The following is a 17,810-nucleotide window of genomic DNA, read 5'->3' as shown; positions in this document are numbered from 1 at the left end:
ATCACAAATAGTATAAGCCTAATGATTATTTACACTAAAATAGTAATATTAAAATTTCAATCGTTGTAAACCTTTAAGTTTATTTAATGAGACCTATTTAATCAATACAAGCGTGGAATTTCCAAACTATGCTAAAAACTTCTATCTAATTGCTGATATAGCTCCGCCAGTTGAAGCAACTGATCACCTTCATACACCTCAACTGCTTCAAGTGACGCCCAGGTTGAGTAAGGGGCAGCAGCCTCTGTAAAACCATCAATACGCTTTAGCTGTAAGGTATCTTCATTAAAGTAATCAGACGAGTAATTGGTAAAACGCCAATGTTCCATCTCATTTGAGGAACTAATTTGTTCCGCTTCAAGCGGAGTTACTTGTCGCTTAAAGATTTTCAAATCGGCTAAACTGCCACGGAAAAACTGTGTATTATCGAACCCCCCGTTGAACTGATCTTGTTCCTGACCAATAATAAATCGACCTGCAGTATCCAGTTTACCATGCTGTTCCGTGGTTACAGAATCGCGTAGCTGACCATCAACATAAATATCCAATTTACCCGTATTATTATTCCAGCTAGTTGTTACATCATGATATTGACCATCAAGTAGCTCATTGGCTTTAACAGATGTCGTATATTGCTTGCCTTTTATCCATACATTCAGGCCACCAGGGTGAACTCCTAATAAAAACTCATTAGCAGTATGACTGCCAGCATACGATATTAAGGGGACATAATCGTTACCACTCAATTGTTGACGGTCAGACCTAAACGACATTTGTACAGTAAATTCATCCAGCCCGGCTAAAGGTGAGTTCTCAATGGTAAAGTATTGATCATTCCCTCCTTGGTTTAAAGCAACTGCACCATGGGCCATGGCAGAGTAATGATTGGGCATTTCCCCATCAACCTGACTACCATCGTAGCTTTTTAACACGATGTTCGGCTTATTTTTCAAGTAGTCAGGTAACACGATAGTTAAGCTTTTACCGGCTTCACTACGAGGGGCTTTTCCTTCAATAATAAAACTCCCTTGGTCATAATGATAGCTAGCATCCTTCAGAGCAAAGGGTACCCATAATATCGTCTGCTCACTGTTATTAGCATTAATCACTTTTACACCTTGAGCATTGGAAGCTAAACGAACCTGGTCATAACCCGTGCCCGTATCAATTTGGTCATCCCCCCAAGAACTCACAATAATATCGTTATCTTTTCCGCCAATTAATACATCGTCAGCCAAACTATCCCTTAATGTGTCATTCCCTTCTCCACCTATCAGAATGTCGCCATCGGTTAACGTATAACTATCTGCTTGAGTGACAACCGTATGTTTTGCCTGTAGCCTATCGTCACCGGCCTCTCCTAATAGCGTATAACTGCCTTGTTCCCGTTCAGTCGTGTATAAATCATCAGCGCTCTCTGTACCAGAAATCACCGCACTATTCGATAAAACAGCATTGCCTTGTTCATCCACTTCGATGGCAGACTGACCACCTTTTTCATCAACGATAGATATATGCTGATAAGCTTCACCTTTAAAAAACTGTTGAAGTCGTACTGTTTCCTTTTGATCATTATCTTTCAAGCCGTTAACCAATAAGTCATCACCTTCTCGACTTAATTGGATATTATCACGACGAACGCCAGCCATTACCAAGTAATCTTGTTCATAGCTTGTTTGATGGTTAGCACCTGTTCCCTGAGCAGGATTAGCAAAATTATTAATTACCTTTTCAGCAGGATTGGTCGTTGTATCACCACTTCTACCAATAATATAAGTATCTTGTCCTTGATTACCTGTTGCCTCGTCCTGACCTTGATCAAGCATAAAGACATCATCTTGATTACCTCCCACCATCACATCACTCCCTTCCCAACCAGCAGGAATTAAGCGAATAAATTCTGGTGTGGTTAATGTTTGCGTAGCGCCATCTTTGTCAGTAATTTGAACCGTAGTTTCGTTACCTGACAAATCCTGTTTAATTTGTTGAATATTGTCCGGGTTTTGCTTAGCTGCAACAAAGCTTGCTGCCATAGTTGAGTTAAATGGGCGCTGACTGGAAATTGTTTCGGCCCATTCTGGCACTACTAAAAAGCCATCCCGAGTGACCATACTGAATTGATTTTGTAATTGTTTGGTACCATCAGGACGGGTTTTATAAACATCTTTCAATCGCAGGGTTAATTTTTCATTATTATCCCCTGTGAGGTCCATTAATATATCATTGCCTTCTAACCGGGCAGCCCCCATTTCATTAATATCATAATCTAAATAAAGGGCATTCACTTCCGTTAAATCAGCTTCTTCTTTTATTGTTATTTCACCTTTGCTTCGAGTAACATAGTAGGTATCAATACCCTGCCCCCCCTCAGCATGGTCACCACCATGGAGGAATAAAATATCATTACCACCGCCTGCTTTTAAGGTGTCGCCACCGCCATTACCATTTAAGGTATTGGTTTGATCATTCCCAATTAATTCATCAGCTGTTTTAGCTTGTCCTATGGCATTTTCAAAGCCATTAATAGTGGCAACTTTTTTATTGGAACCACGATAGCGAACGTCCCCTTGGTTAAGGTCAATACGATAGCCTGTATCTTCGGCTCGTCCAGTTAAATCCCCCTGGGCAATAATCGTGTCATTACCTTTACCAGCCGATAACTGACTGGCATTCGTTGGTGCAGCACCACCGGCTAAAATAAAGGCATCGTCTTTATTACCACCCGTAAATGATTTTTCACCTTCCCCTACGACAAAGATATTGCGTTTATTGGTGAAACCTTTCGCGGTGTCATTACCTTCACCAAGATTAATAAAAGCCGCTTTATTATCGTCTTGCTGAGTCGTTTGAACAGCAGCCGTGTTACTTCCAGCACTTGCAAAACTCTTTACTTTTAAATCATGATCTGGGGTGATTTCCCGGGTTCTGGTTTCATAAACAGGGGCCATACCCAATTTTCCAACTGGCCGAGAGCCCACTTTCACACGATAGCTTTCCGTTGTTGGCTCTACTTCTTTTTTAGTCGTATTTCCTTTTTCATCAGTCTGGTTTTTGTAGTAACGAATTTGGGCATGACCTGCAACACCATTAGTTAAATCCACATTGTCATTGCTTTCCTCTAGCTTTGGCTCATGCTTATAGCGAGCCACATCTTCATACCAAACCCGACCAATACCTGCATAACCGCCGCTACTTTCTCGCCTGACTTTTTCATAATATTTGGTTTCTTTTACTTCAACATCACCTTTTGAATAAACGACAGTATCAACAGTATTCAACATACTGTCCAGTTGACCGGTAGAACCTTCTCTTAATCCTTTATCAAATAATTTACGGCCTTCTACTTCAGCCTTAGCTTTTCCATAGCGCCGTACCACATCTTCGTCTAACTCTTTCCCCCAAAAGGCATACCAACCATTACGTAAACGTTCTCCTGTAGTTAAGCTGATATAATCGTCTATCTCATCAATTTGCCGTACTGCATTATAAATTTGCCCACCGATAGCTAATACAACAGCTGCCGCTACTCCAATGGGACCCGCCACCGCTGCTGCAGTACCACCAATCCCTATTGCTACAGCAGTGGCAATCCCAACCACCGCACCACTCACCGAGAGTGAACCATTGACAATTAAATCCTGGCGTTTTTTAGGGTCAGTTTCTGAAGCCAGTTTTTTAAAGGAGTCAACTGCCGAATAAATATCAAACCCAGAGGTTAATACCCCTAACACCGCGCCACCAGCCCGCATTAACCCTGAACCGAGTTTACCGGCAAATTTACCTGCCGTTGAAGCTGACTGGCCAAACCGGTTAACCAAAGACAAGCCTGCTTTCTGTAATCCTTTTTCTGCTAGTGGCTCTAATAAATCAGCCGCTAACCCACCGGCAGCCAAACCAATTTCCTTATTAATTTCACTTTGATCAGCCCCTGGTTGATTACTTCGACGAAGGGCGTTAAAAATTCCCATGATGTTCTGGTAATAGCCATACCCTTGTAGACCTTTACCTACTTTATTTGACACACTATTAGCCGTTGCCAAATGACTGTTAGATTTGACTTTGCTCGCTAATGATTGCCAGAATTCAGGGTCAACATTTAACTGGTTATTAACATGTTGTTTGACTGAAGCCAAAAAATCATCAGCAATTGCCGTATTTTGTCCTTCAGTTAAATTGGTTAATAATGATGTACTGCCTTCTCTTTGGTTGACTACTTTTTTCAACCATTGTGCAGTAGAGGGCAAAGAGCTATCGAGTGTTTGTACACGTTGAGTAACAAATTCACCTAGCAAGGCTCGATCAAATTGTAATTGATCAAAGCGACCTGTTTGCTGTAGATTTTGTACGTCATCAGCTGTCAGTCTTCTGCCATTAAGGCTGGCGCCCATATCATACAAGGTCGTCCAATTGATTTTTTGTCCTTCAAGCTCAGCCTCTCCCAGTTGTGCAAGGCGGTCCCGCTCCGTCATTAATTGCTCAGTATTCACAAACTGATTCAATTTAGCTGTTTGGCTGGTTAAACCCACATTAGTTGTATCAAGGCGAAATACACTCAATGTTGGTTTATTGTTGGATTGCTTCGTTTGATAAAGCTCAGCCAATGACTGATTAGCTTGACTGGTTAGGGCAAGATTGAAATGTTTCGTTAATACCTGCTGTAGGTTACTTGCTGAAGCCACCTGAACATCAGCAAAATTAGGATCATAGAAAAAGAATTGATTGCCTTTTTTGGCGACAGCTAAACTATGATTTCCGGTATTTAATACTAAATACTGATCACCACTGGCAGTGAGTTGGCCCACAATATCACGGATAGATAGTTCACCCATCGCTTGTAAAGGATTATTGCTGTCACGATTCTGGCTGGTCTCGTGTAATTGATCAATCAATGTAGCAAACTGATTGGCATCCTTTACTTCCTTACCACTAACACCTTCATCGATTGATTGCTGATAAATCGCCGAGTGAGTAACCAGGGTTTCAAACAATTTATTTTTCTTGGCTACACCATTATTTTGACTCAATAATTGTAAATAAGCCATAGCCAGTCCCGTACAACGCCCCTTGGGCTGACCAGACTGACTTAGCTGAACATACAATGACTGTGGTGCAAAATTCACCTTCGCATTAGAGGCCACCTGTTGTTTAAATTTAGTTGCCCCTTCCAGAACAAACTGATCCCATGACAACAAATATTCTAACCCTCGTTGGCCTGTTGGCCCAGTTATACGATCACTGGCTACTAACTCTGCGGGACTGTACTGATTCGCTTGATGAATAATCGCAGCTAATTTAGCCGGGTTATCAGCCAATGCTTGCAACTGTTGTTGCTGACTGGCCTGGCCGCCCGGAAAATATTCATTGATTAATAGACGCTGAGCAGGGTTTAGTCTTTTTAATGTCAACTCACCTGATACTAACAAATTAATTAAATCGCCTACTTTTAAAGTACGCAGACGAGGGCTTTGGCCAATACGAGGCTTAATTGAATTCACATTTTCTTGTCGTTGAACAATACGCTGCAAATCTTCACCATTAAATGGAGACTCACCTGCAAAAGCAGCAAATCCACTATAGCCGGATTGCATTTTTTGCAGTATTTGATCTCCAAAATGCCGCACTACCTGCATGGCTTCTGTTTGCGTTAATAATCGATTTTGATAAGCCAGTTGCCCCCGTACAAATTGTAAAATAGTGCCTGGGGTTTGAGTTTCGGTGGTCGCCACTTGATTAGTCGCTTGAGCTAATAATCGAGTAATATCAGCATGTCGTTGAGAAGCTAAATGCGCTCGCTGATAAAGCGATTGTTGGTATACATTTAATTTAGGCTGTTGCTGTTTTAACTGAGTTAATATATCCGTTACCTGTTTTAAAGCAGTGGCTCTATTATCAATAGGGTCATTAAGTAGCCCATTTAATATCGTTTGTTGATTAGATGATAGCTGTCGTGAATATAGCTCTTGAGTTCGCTGAGCCATGCCTTTGATTTCTGCCGGTGTGACTTGATTAATACCTAACTCTGATAATTGGCTCAATAATGCTGCCCGAGCTGCTTCAATAGGATCAGCGACCAGAGCATTCATATTATGTTGGTTAACACTGTCTGCCACATTCAACAAACGTTGCTGATGGGTTTGTTCAAAGTTTCTAAGGGTTGCTTGTAACTGTTGTGGTGTTTTGTTTAACAACTCACCTTCTAGCTGATAGCCTTTAGGTGTAGTATCGTTAGTATCATAATTAAAACTGATTTTACCCAATTTTTTCTTAATACTGGTTGCAGCTGCACTTTTAAAGTTCGCTAGTCCTATAGACTGGCCAAATGCACTATTATTTTTAGCACTGGCACTGACTTCAATCGACTTAATCCTAAACTGGCTGCGATCATTTAACAAATCGACTAATTGCGCAGGTGCTGCTGAATCATTACTGGCCATTAATCGGGCAACCTTTAACTTAGCATGCTCCGTTAACTCCATGGTAATTTTAGCCTCAGTGGCATCACTTTGCTTTAAGCTATCCACCAGGGTTTTTAGTTCTGGATGTTTATCCATCCACTGGCTTAACGTACGCGAACTGCTTTGCTGTTGATGGTTGGGATTGAGCTGTGCGCCTGCCCAACCCAATAAACCGCGCTCATCAAGTCGAGATAAATTAGTGACTGTCTTACCAAAAGAGACATCACTGACCGTATACTTACCTTGTTCAGCCAACTGCTGTTGTACTTTTAGTGATCCCAACTGCTCCAAAGTGTGACGGGCCAACTTTGAGTTTCCACCTGCCGCTTCCAGCTTTAATAAAGTTTGACTGAAATCTAATGATTGCAATTGCTTAATGGCTTCCGCTGCGCCAGCATCATTGCTGTTTTTAATATTGGCAACTCGATCTAACAATTCCCGCTGCTGTGGCGTTAAATCATCTTTGAACTGTTGTTGTAATTTCTCAACCACACTTTGCCATTCAGTCAGTTCAACCTGTTCAGCTAATTTTGTGGTTACATCATAGCTTTTACTGGTTTTTGACTCTACTGAACCACTCCACTTACCACCAGCTGAATAACTCAGCGCATTAGTAGCAAACTCATCATGCGCAACCCCAAATTTAAAATGACTGGTAGCCTCTATATCTAAACCTGCTTTGGTAAAAAAACGCGGCCGGTTACTTGAACGAGATTGGGTTTGCTCACCATTATCTTTATTAGTAGTCGATCTATCTTTATTGGCACTTAATATATTCAGGGTAAATTTAACCCCTCCCTTAGCTCGGGCCCAACCATTTAAATCAGTAACACCATCAGTCTCTGCATTGTCACCACCACCGGTGCTACCACTTCCCGTTAGTCGTGCCTCAGCCACTGCCTGAACATCTAAGTCAAATCCCCATTTATGGCCTTTTTTAACCGCATAATCATGCCCTTGTTCTAATAGTTGAGCAGGTTTTAATTGACCTCGAGTTAATTCATTTAGAAATTGATCCACTTTATTATTATCAATCTCAAAGGCCAGTTGATTATTTTTATCATGCTTTAAGGTTGGGTTTAATGCTCCACCTACCCGTGCTGATGCAACACCTGGTGTCCCAACATACCCACCAACAGTCACATTAACGGGTACACTCATATCACGTATAAAGGAGACTTTAATCCCTTTATCTGTTTTTTCAAAAGACAACCCATAGTGTCTTTCTGCTTTTACACCCGGCTCAAATTCAACCCCTACTGGATTCACCAGCTGCTGTAATTTATTAATAATCAAAAAAGGTGAACTCCCCCCTGAATAATTCCGGTCAAAGGTTAAGGTTTCACCTTTTTTCAGATGGGTAATCGCATCATATAAATTCGCTTTCAGTTGTTCACTAGACTCACTACCAAACGTATTAGCAGCATTTTGATAAACAGGGTGATGGGTTTTGCTAAATGCTTTACTGAAAAAGCGCATAGCATCATAACTTGACTCTAACCGATCCAAGTTACTAAACCCCATATCACTGTACTTTTTAATCGTGCTATTATCGTAGTTACCTTGAATTTCAGTAATCAACTGTTTGACCTGCTGAGAATCAAAGTCACTTGTCTTTGCACCATTAATCACTTTAATTAAGTTTTCTAAATCAGCTAAGGTATTACTGTTATGAACAACCCGCGCTGTCAACAAGCCAACACTGTCATCATAATCACGCCGGGTAAACCAATTATTTTGCCCAGGATGTCTTAAATAAAGCCCCTTATCCTGCATTAGTTTCAGTTGTTTTTTTATTTTTGATAAAGTTGAATTACTTTCATCACCTTGATAATTTTCCCATAATTGATTGAGCTCTCTAGTTAAATCATGAGAAGTAATCCGTGGATTTAAAAAACGGCCAATTTTAGCTTTATTGTTACCTGTAAACTGTTGATTTACCTCACCTGATTCCGTTAAAAGCCCTTTCTTTTTCCCTAGCCTATTTAAATAGGACAATGTTTCAGCTTCTAGTTGTTGTTTTAATGCCAATAATTGTTCTTTTTGCTCTTGGGTAATACGCCCTGAGTCTAAGGCTTGCTCAATGCGACTGGATAATGTTGACGTTGGTTGTTGCCCGCTTTGTTTAGTGGATAAATGTTGCAGCAACTGATTAAAACTATTACCTATTTCATTATAAAGTGGTTGTAACCCTTCCCGCCCCCTAGCTCGGTGCTGAAAATGATAGCCAATCGCTTTTAATGGCCGCGGCCAGTGAAACCAGTTTGGTTTTTTATGATATAAATGAGCTGCAAGATAATCTTTGGTATTAATGCCATCACTGGTTGGATTACCACTTTCAACCCCAGCAAATGCAAAGCTCCCTTTAGCTGTAAGCCCAGTTCCTGGTAGCCGCATTTGATCAACATCCTGCTGTTTTAAGCGCTGAAATAATTGATCAATGATCGCTTCCTGAGGAATATCACCCAGCTGACCTTGGTTATTGATGGTTTTACGAATAGCCAACTGACCGTCTGTTGACCGGTTATTTTCTATTATTACCGCTAGTTCACCCGTAGAGGTATGATTCAAGCCAATAATGTTTTCATCAACAGTAGCAGTAGCCACTGCTCGCCAATTACTATCTACTTGCTTGAGCACTTCCCCTGTTCTGGTTAACCCCACTAACTGGCCCTGCTTATTACTACTAATTGATTTTAATTGTGGCGCCGACGCCGTTAACTTAGCCTGTTGATTGGCTTTATCATATTCATATAACTGCCCCTGATGATCGATAAAATGGATTTGACCATCCTGGCCTACGGTAAAGTCACTGACAATATGGTTTGTCATCACCAAACTATCCGGCGTTAGTTGGGTTTGTTGACGGTCATTACCCCAGTCTTTAGTTGCAGGTAAACCATATTGAATTGATTTTGTTTGTGGGTTAATAGTGACTAGTTCATTAATACCTCGTAAGGCGTATAGCTGACCATCTCCCCCTAACTTTAACTGACTAAGATTGTGCACACCTGTACTATGCCAACGATTATCACCTGCTCGTTGGTAATGTAGCTCACCATTATGGATTGCATAACGTTCACCATCCCGCGTTTGTACGTAACCCTTGCTACCAATAACTGAATTCGATAGTCCCTGGGGATTAACAAATAAAACCGCACTATCTAAGGCTACACCTGTTTTCCATTTTCCATCCAGATAAACAAACTGCTGTAACCGCCCTGCTTTCTGCGCAGCTATTTGTAATTGAACACCAGCCTCCGTTGTCACGCGTTCTATACGAACAACATTTTCCACTCCCTCAGGTAGTTGCACAGCTTCCGGTTGTGCATTACCCGGTGCTTTTCGATAGAGTTGCTGATTATCACCTAATAGCCAGCGCTCATCTCCCCGGTTAACCAAGGCAGTCGCTTTCACGCCATCAGGTAACACCACAGGTGTAGTCGTTATACGACCATTGGTTGAAGTAACACTATAGTTCTGGGCTGTATCAATGAACGCGATTTGTTGATTCTGCTGTACAGTAAAATCCTGAATGCGTTTATCTGTTGCAGCTAAACGATAAATAGAGGTTGTTGTATTATTATTTAAACGGAAAATTTCATGTCCTTCACTTAAAGCATAAAGCTGACCATCCTTTCCTACTCGTAACTGTGATACGGACTTATCATGGGCCAACTTCCACTGTTGTTGGCTGTCATTCCAGTTAAATAGTTGATTATTTTCCAATAGCCACCGTTGCCCATCAGGTGCCGTATAAATACCTGCTGCCTGTTCAATCAGCCTTGATGTTAATACTTTAACTGGTTGACGGCCCTGCTCAATGCCATTACTAAGTATCTTTAATTGCCCTTGAGCTAAAGCTAAACTTATTTTAGATTTTACTTGTTGATAAGCAATGCCTTTTGCGCTCACTTTATTCTGCAATATTTGCTGGGAAAAACTGGCATCACTTGAGCGGGATACACGGGTAAGCCCTTTATCTTGTCTAACTTGATATAAAAAACCTAAGTTATCAACAGAAAAAAGGGTACCATTCTGGGCCGTTTCAATGGCTACATAATGATTATTACCCTGATTTAATAATGCAGATACAGATTCATTATATTGATACTGATTCACTACTTCTGACTGTCGGGTAAACTGATATATTTGACCTTTGTTACTTAATACCCATAACTGTTCACCGTTGCCTGATACTTTAACTTGGCTGACATTGATATTTTTAGGTAATTGGACATTCAACTAATCGCCACTCACCAATGAAACCACTAGCTTTAGTCGAGATAATAATGGTTTTTTAAATTGAGTGACTTGCTGGTTGGATGGGTTGACGGAGGTTTCATGCTGCTGATTGGCAAATTGTTCTTGGCTGTCTGTAATAGCAGTTGTAGGTCGTCGTGCTGCACGATGGCTAGTAGCATCACGATTAGTTCCTGTTGCGACCATAGGCCCTAATCGTTTAGTAAGTTTTCTAAACCCTCTTCGGCTTGGGCTGTTTCTTCTAAAAGGCTGGTTATCAGGAGTATCTTCAAAACCTAAGTCATTGGGCTGATTAACTGCATTAGGATGATCAACAGTGGGGGTCGTAGGCATCGCTTAACTCCTAACAATATTACTTTATGCGATAAGTAATACACATAAAGCGTAAATAGTTAGCCATTTAGACCCATTGTTTATTATACTGAATACCCTCAACTGAATTCGGTAAAGGGTATAGTGGGCCTTGTTAAATGGCCTTTGTTATTTTCGATAAGTTCATTATGCCGTATTCAGGAAAAACAAATAGTCATCAAAATAGCTATAAAGGCCAACTAAGTCACAGTAGGGCTGGGGCGATCATTTTTTTTAGTGGGCCACAAACACTTCTGATAAATAACATCTATTTTATAAATAAAGATTCTGTCGTAATAAAAAAGCAACAATTTATGACAAGTAATCAAGTACTGTATACTTGTCATTGGAACTAAAAGTAGTATACACCCTGTTATTATTAAAGCCTCATCACAAACCACTCTGGTTGTTTAATAGCTTTTAAATAACGTCGGGATATTTTATCCATTGTTAAAAATTCAGGGGTTACCATGGTACGTTTGAAACCAAATTGTTTCGGTAATTTTGTGTACAATGATCGAGGAGGGTTTGACCAGATACCTTTAATTTTCTTTCCTGTTTCATAGGTATGGTAATAAATTGTAGTAATACCCAATTCTTCTCTAATCAATTGAATAGCTGCAGCTAACGAAGCCTCAGCCCAAACTTGCTGATATGGTTTTAATGCATTTTGCACATATTCAACAAGTCCAGCATAATCACCACCAATATCCGACCATACTTGACTGGGTTTAGCATTTGGGTTGTTTTTTCTTTTGGCTTCCAACCGCTTTAAAGCACTATTCGCTTCCCGCAACCAGTCATTTTGCACTTCCTCAATTAATGCTTCATTTGTTTCCAAATTAAAATCCAGCCTCACCCAGGCCATGGTATGACGTCCCTGGTCATTAATAGGGTGCCCAAAGGATTCAAAGGGTCCACAAGAAAAGTCCTTTGGCTTTATTAATTTACGATAATCATCTAAATGCTCACCAGTAAAATTAATTTGTAATACAAGATTTGATTGATTACGAGAAGTTTGATCCCAACCTCTATCCCCTTCTCCCCAACTAGATAGGGTTAAGGTAAACAATAATGGTTTTTCCAACCAACAACTGACTAATTGTTCTATGTTAATCTCACCATTACCATAGCCTGCCAGTGTATTTTTTACGGTTTTTTTAGTAAAAAATTGACTAAATTGGCTTTGCTTTAACTGGCTAAGTTTACAGACTGATTGATTACTTTTCTGTAATTCATAACGCAACAAATCAAAACAATAGCGATCTTTATAATAATAGAACAAGCGCCTTTCGTCGCCTAAACAGGCGATAATCTCTTTTATATCTTTTTCGTTCATAATATCGGGTAGTTACAATACGAAACAAGGAAGTCATCGATTTTATTTTCCTAAGTTACTCTAGGGCCTGTTACCACTATTTGAATATCACTGTTGTGATTCAACAGGCCCTAGCTTATTAGTTGAATCTGCCCTTTTTTAGCATATGCAGCGGCCATTCACGAATGAATATAATAAATATTCAAGACACAGAAACCCACCTGTATTAACGAATAATACAAAGTCATTCGAATACAAATAAGGTAAGAGCCTACTAATTATGAGTTTTCAGAAAGCTACGAAGCACCCGTGAAATAACTTGAAAAATTTTTAACCCAAGAAGTAGATCTGATAAAAAATTTCAAGTTAATTTTTGTTCCTAAGCTCATAATGGTTTCGCGAAGTTCGAACAAGCAAAAGCTGCTATACATAGCGAAAAGTCTATAGAAAACAGATACTTGTATTCCGACTTTTCCTGAAAACTATCAACGAATTATTGCGCTAGGGCATAGTAACTAATAAGCTTAAAGCTTAGTTTAGCTAAATGGGCGATCAGCAAAGAAGCCTAATGCTGTCACAGTTAAGCGAATTATCATCATCTGAGCCTCCTTGTAATAGTATGTGAAACAACATGTGTAGGGTGAAATAGATAATGGCGAAGGACTATATAGCGTTTACACTTGAAATGCAACGATAATCTTCACGAATCATTGTTAGGCTTTCTCCTATACGATTGACGGGGTCAAATTGGAATAGCTTCAGCTGGCCATGGTAAATAATGCTAGGAAGGGACTTATAAAATTCAGCGGCATAGTAAATTCACTGCCTAGTATTAATACTCAAACAAACAGTAATCGATAGGTGATTTATTAATATTTAACCGATCAGCCCGGATAATACTGATGAACTATCCGGGCTGACTATGAGATTAATGGCAGTTAGTTATAAAATTAAAACAGCTATTTTGTAGATAGCACTTTTATAACTCATCTTTTTTGGGGCAGAAGTTATTATAAGTCCGTGCGACATTTAATACCCTTCCTTCAGTTATCTTTTCTTCTAAACTAGCGACTTTATCTGCATTAGTTAATATTGCTTGTTTAATTGACTTCATCGTTGCCCCTGGGTTACATGATTTCAATAATGCAGCAACACCTGATACAATCGCAGCGGCTTCAGATGTACCATTAGAAGGTTTCACTTCACCATCTGGGGTCAGTATTGATATATTTTGCCCTGGTGCACCAATATCTACACGACCAGTGCCGTAACGACTGCCTGTTGAGCGGCCGCGATAAATCTGTGGTGTTTCTCCAGGCTTATATTGAGCTAATGCAGCCACTCGAATAACTGGGTCATTGTCTTTATGGACTTTTGTTTTAGGTTTATAGGCAGCAGGCCAAATTTGTTTATCAGGCGATGCCGTTCGTATATCTAATGCATCATTTCCAACTGAAGCAACTATGAGTGCATTACCTGCTGCACCCAGCCGCTGCAATAACCCATTCCACTCATTGGCATTACCCGTACCCGTATTACCTCCCGAAATGTTAATAATGGTTTCCTGTACTCTTTCATCCGCTTGCAAACTAATCGCATCCTCAACTGCAGTTAATAACGAAGTACTGGTTCCATTTGGCGTCCAACGACGGTTAACAATTTTAACCCCTGGCGCAATACCCACAATACGGGTTTCATTGACAACAGTATCTTGAGAGGCAATCACACCAGCCATCGCAGTACCATGTATATATTTTGCTTCATCACTCCCTTTAACTGGCCCAGTTTTTCCATCGGTTGTATAACTTTTCGAAAATGCTTCTGTTCCTGCCAACCCCTTAACAAAGTTGATTCCAGAATCTAATACTGACACCGATACGGTTGAACGAATTTTGATTTTATCGGTAATTTGATCCAGACCAGTTGTACTAAAATACCATGGTAAAGCATATTGCTGCCCATGATCAGGACGTTTAGGCTTAAATGCCTTAGCATCAAATGTGGTTTCAGCAGTATAAGCATGATAGCCATGTACGACTGTTCCAAAGAATACCGCTGCACCCGCACAAACCCAAAAACTGACCGGACCAATACAACGCTTCTGTCGTCTAGATGAATGCAAGCCTAACCAAACCTGGCCATTCTCAGTATATTTATAAGCTAAGTGTTTTACTTTTATACCTTCCTGATTAGTGCTTGGGATGGCAAAATCAAAGTCACTGCCATATTGAGTTTTACAAGCGTTATCGCCATCAGCCCAACTAACCGCACGTTTGGTAATACGCCATTGAGTTCGATCATTGGAGCGACAAATTACTTGATGTTGATTATCACAATTATCTGCATACCAATAACCTTCGTACTCGCCTTGCCCCATTACGACACAATATCCGTTGTCTTTGTTAGGCTCATTAGTTGCCCAATGGCTATAAATAAATGGGCGAGATGTCCAGGTTTCACCCCGATGATCTAAAGGGTCTCGATGCCGATGGTCATCAGCGGTTTTAAAATAATTGACCCAAGTCCATTGATTTGTTTGAAGGCCAATTACTGTATTAAGTTCATCACGGTCTGCGTAAATCGCAAATTGATAATTATCGCCAAACTCATCATTACAAGCTTGATGCCCCCTATCCCATTTATCAACACGTTGAGTGATTTTCAAGTCATTACTGTTGTATTTATGCTTACAGACAAAAGGATACTGCTGATCACAGTTGGCTGTCCCTAACCCATTTGCCCGACCTTTAAAAACAGCAGCGCATAGATCATCACTGGTTGTATAATTGGCAAACCAATCATCTGTTATCCAATAAGGAAATGATGCATGATTACTAGCTGCTTGAGCAGTATGGCTTAATGATATCTGTAGCACCATTACCGATAATACAGACTTTGGTATTGTTAACTTCATCAACACATCCTCTTTGTTTTTATTTAATATTCTTATATTTATCATAATTAAAAGAGAGATGTATTTTGCCATTTTTAAGCTAAGTTTTGTTAGTTTTCGACTTTTTACAAAATAGTATAATGAAAACATGCACCCTGTCATAAACCACACTTAACTAAATTATAAATCACTATTTGTATGTACTATATTGCTTTAACTAACTACTGAAACTTAATACATTAGTTTTAAGATGTGTCTGCCAACTTTTTTCCCAATATTCAAAATTTGGCTGAGCAATAACATTAAATGCTGCAAAACTAGGTAGTCTACGCATACCTACATACTGTTGAGTAAAATGTACTGATGCTAATAACTCGTCAGGAGAAGTATGCTCAAATAATCCGTTAGTGTATGAAAAGGCTTCAATCGGCGCATTCCAGCTAGTAGACAACATGTAGCGCTTATCCGTTAAAAACCCTCCTTCACCATACCGTTTGGCATTACCAAAAAACAAGCCGTGAGCATAAACATCATCAAAATATTTTTTTAAACTCGATGGGGCACTAAACCAGTAAACAGGAAATTGAAAAATAATTGTATCAGCCCATAAAATCTTACTTTGTTCCTCAACTACCTGATATTGATCTGCCACCCGAGTCACTTTTATCTCAGCACTGGCTGATAACAATCTGTGAGCCGCCGTCAACATACTTTCGTTAAATCTACCTGGTGCAATATCTCGCACTTCCGCACCATTGATAATGAGAACTTTTTGCATAATCACAACACCGTAACCACTTGACGATGCCATATTAGTTGTTTCACACTTTGTTATTAATCAATCTTTTTCAATTTTATTATTCGAAAAATTGCAACAATGATCCGTTCCCTTGACTCCCTACGGGCATTCCTAGCAGTTGCCCATCATAACAGCTTTGCTAGAGCCGCCTCCCAGTTGAACCTGTCTAGCTCCTCAGTTTCTCGCCATATTGCCGAGTTAGAAAAAGATATGGGAGTAACCTTGTTAACCCGCAGCACCCGTAAAGTAGCCATGACAGCAGCTGGTCTCAGCTTATTTGAGCAAGTATCACCTTTAGTGGCCTCACTTGATGATTTGGGGAATAACCTGAAAGAAAAAAGCCAGCAAGTCTCTGGTAATGTCAGCCTTTCTGCACCTTGGTGGTTTAGTACGGACTTTATTGCACCGCTTTTGTCTGAATTACACCAACAACATCTAGAGTTAACGATTAACCTGGATAGTGATGACCAGCTATTGGACCCTAACGAAGGAAAACATGATATATATTTGCGATTTGGTCGCTTAGCTGACTCTGGCCTTATTGCCAAAGAAGTTGCGAAAAATGACTACTGGCTGGTGGCAGCTCCCAAGTATCTGGAAAAACATCAGCCTCCCAATACTCCTCAAGATTTATTCAATCATCAATTATTAACTTATCGATTTACTCAACCACACTCTAGTTGGCTGTTTAAACACCAAAAACAACGACATCGAATCAACCTTCAACATGCTTGGCTACAAACCAATAATTCTGCAGCCATTTATTATTGCGCCTTAAATGGCGGAGGCATTGCGTTATTACCTGAAATAGGCGTTGCACACGCCGTGTCAGAAGGGAAATTGATTCGTTTATTAAGCAGCTTCTCAGCAACACCTAACCGTTTAGACAACAGTATCTATTTAATTTACTCCAAAGATAAAATCCGTATAAAACGCATCAAGTTGGTTATCGACTTTTTAACCAATCAGTTAAGGCATCAACTAAACACTCTGACTAACGGGTAAAAAGCAGTTTTTATCAAATAAGCAAATATGCAACCATTGGCGCCAATAGATTTGTTTAAAGGTGCTCATCTTTCTCTCATTTTATGGGGTAATTTTTATCGATTTATGCATGCCTGCTTCGTAGTGACCAGGAATATTACAAGCGGCTTGAATATTGGCTGCTTTAGAAAACTGCCAGATTAATTCGCCCGTTTTTCCAGGTTCAACTGTAATGGAATTACCACCACCTGCGTGCACAATGCCAGGGTTTTCTCGCATCATTTTGCCATGAGCTTTATGCTCTTTCTGAGTGCCAATGGAAAACTCATGAGCCAACTTACCGGTATTGGTAATTAAAAATTTTACTGTTTCACCCGCCTTAAATTGGTTAGGTGAAAAGACAAATCGCATATCATCACCAGCAACTACTTTAACGGTACGATTCACTTCATCAGCCTTACCTGGGCTGCCTGTAACTGAACCATGATCCATTCCACTAGCATGATGTCCTTCACGATGATGACCACCATCATCGTGATGACCGGTTTTTTGCGCTTTATGTTCATCATGGCCATGCCCAGGTTCGCCTTTACCTGCATTCACCCAAGTACTAACACTCAAGACACTTACCATCACACCAATTGCTAATTGATTACGTTTTTTCATGTTTTTTCTTCTCATGATAGAGATTGTGATAAATGCTGCTTGTAGCTCCCTCTGAGGCTGTCGTAAAAATTGGGAAATATG

At 40.1% G+C, this 17,810-nt stretch carries 7 protein-coding genes; 1 reads left to right on the top strand and 6 read right to left on the bottom strand.

The genetic code is table 11. The features are described from left to right. Positions 1-131 precede the first annotated feature (131 nt). From G4Y78_RS13755 to G4Y78_RS13735, 5 genes are all read right to left on the bottom strand, one after another. Complete coding sequence (locus tag G4Y78_RS13755; RefSeq protein ID WP_163833563.1) at positions 132-10,700, bottom strand: AvrE-family type 3 secretion system effector; 10,569 nt, start codon at positions 10,698-10,700, stop codon at positions 132-134. Beyond that, positions 10,701-11,051: a hypothetical protein gene (locus tag G4Y78_RS13750; protein WP_163833562.1), complete on the bottom strand. Its 351-nt coding sequence runs from the start codon at positions 11,049-11,051 to the stop codon at positions 10,701-10,703. Positions 11,052-11,448: 397 nt separating this feature from the next. After that, positions 11,449-12,408 (bottom strand): hypothetical protein, encoded by a 960-nt coding sequence (locus G4Y78_RS13745; RefSeq protein WP_163833561.1) that lies wholly within the window; start codon positions 12,406-12,408, stop codon positions 11,449-11,451. 958 nt (positions 12,409-13,366) lie between these two features. Beyond that, positions 13,367-15,301, bottom strand: a complete 1,935-nt coding sequence (locus G4Y78_RS13740) for a S8 family serine peptidase (RefSeq protein ID WP_163833560.1) — start codon at positions 15,299-15,301, stop codon at positions 13,367-13,369. A 196-nt stretch (positions 15,302-15,497) separates the two neighbouring features. After that, a complete protein-coding gene (locus G4Y78_RS13735; RefSeq protein WP_163833559.1) occupies positions 15,498-16,058 on the bottom strand; it encodes an NAD(P)H-dependent oxidoreductase in 561 nt (186 codons plus the stop codon). A gap of 99 nt (positions 16,059-16,157) precedes the next feature. Between G4Y78_RS13735 and G4Y78_RS13730 the strand changes: the two genes are divergently transcribed. Further along, a complete protein-coding gene (locus G4Y78_RS13730) occupies positions 16,158-17,084 on the top strand; it encodes a LysR family transcriptional regulator (protein ID WP_163833558.1) in 927 nt (308 codons plus the stop codon). 81 nt (positions 17,085-17,165) lie between these two features. Here the strand turns inward: G4Y78_RS13730 and G4Y78_RS13725 are convergent, their stop codons facing one another. Beyond that, a complete protein-coding gene (locus G4Y78_RS13725; RefSeq protein ID WP_163833557.1) occupies positions 17,166-17,729 on the bottom strand; it encodes a cupredoxin domain-containing protein in 564 nt (187 codons plus the stop codon). Between the last annotated feature and the right edge of the window lie 81 nt (positions 17,730-17,810).

It is taken from the genome of Spartinivicinus ruber (assembly GCF_011009015.1).
GTDB lineage: Bacteria > Pseudomonadota > Gammaproteobacteria > Pseudomonadales > Zooshikellaceae > Spartinivicinus > Spartinivicinus ruber.
Note: the sequence above shows the minus strand (reverse complement) of the source record. Positions and strands in the feature narration are given on the sequence as shown.

Coding starts and splice junctions, on each gene's coding strand:
- G4Y78_RS13725 (WP_163833557.1), bottom strand. CDS start 17,729: ATGAAAAAACGTAATCAATTAGCAATTGGTGTGATGGTAAGTGTCTTG.
- G4Y78_RS13730 (WP_163833558.1), top strand. CDS start 16,158: ATGATCCGTTCCCTTGACTCCCTACGGGCATTCCTAGCAGTTGCCCAT.
- G4Y78_RS13750 (WP_163833562.1), bottom strand. CDS start 11,051: ATGCCTACGACCCCCACTGTTGATCATCCTAATGCAGTTAATCAGCCC.
- G4Y78_RS13745 (WP_163833561.1), bottom strand. CDS start 12,408: ATGAACGAAAAAGATATAAAAGAGATTATCGCCTGTTTAGGCGACGAA.
- G4Y78_RS13735 (WP_163833559.1), bottom strand. CDS start 16,058: ATGCAAAAAGTTCTCATTATCAATGGTGCGGAAGTGCGAGATATTGCA.
- G4Y78_RS13740 (WP_163833560.1), bottom strand. CDS start 15,301: ATGAAGTTAACAATACCAAAGTCTGTATTATCGGTAATGGTGCTACAG.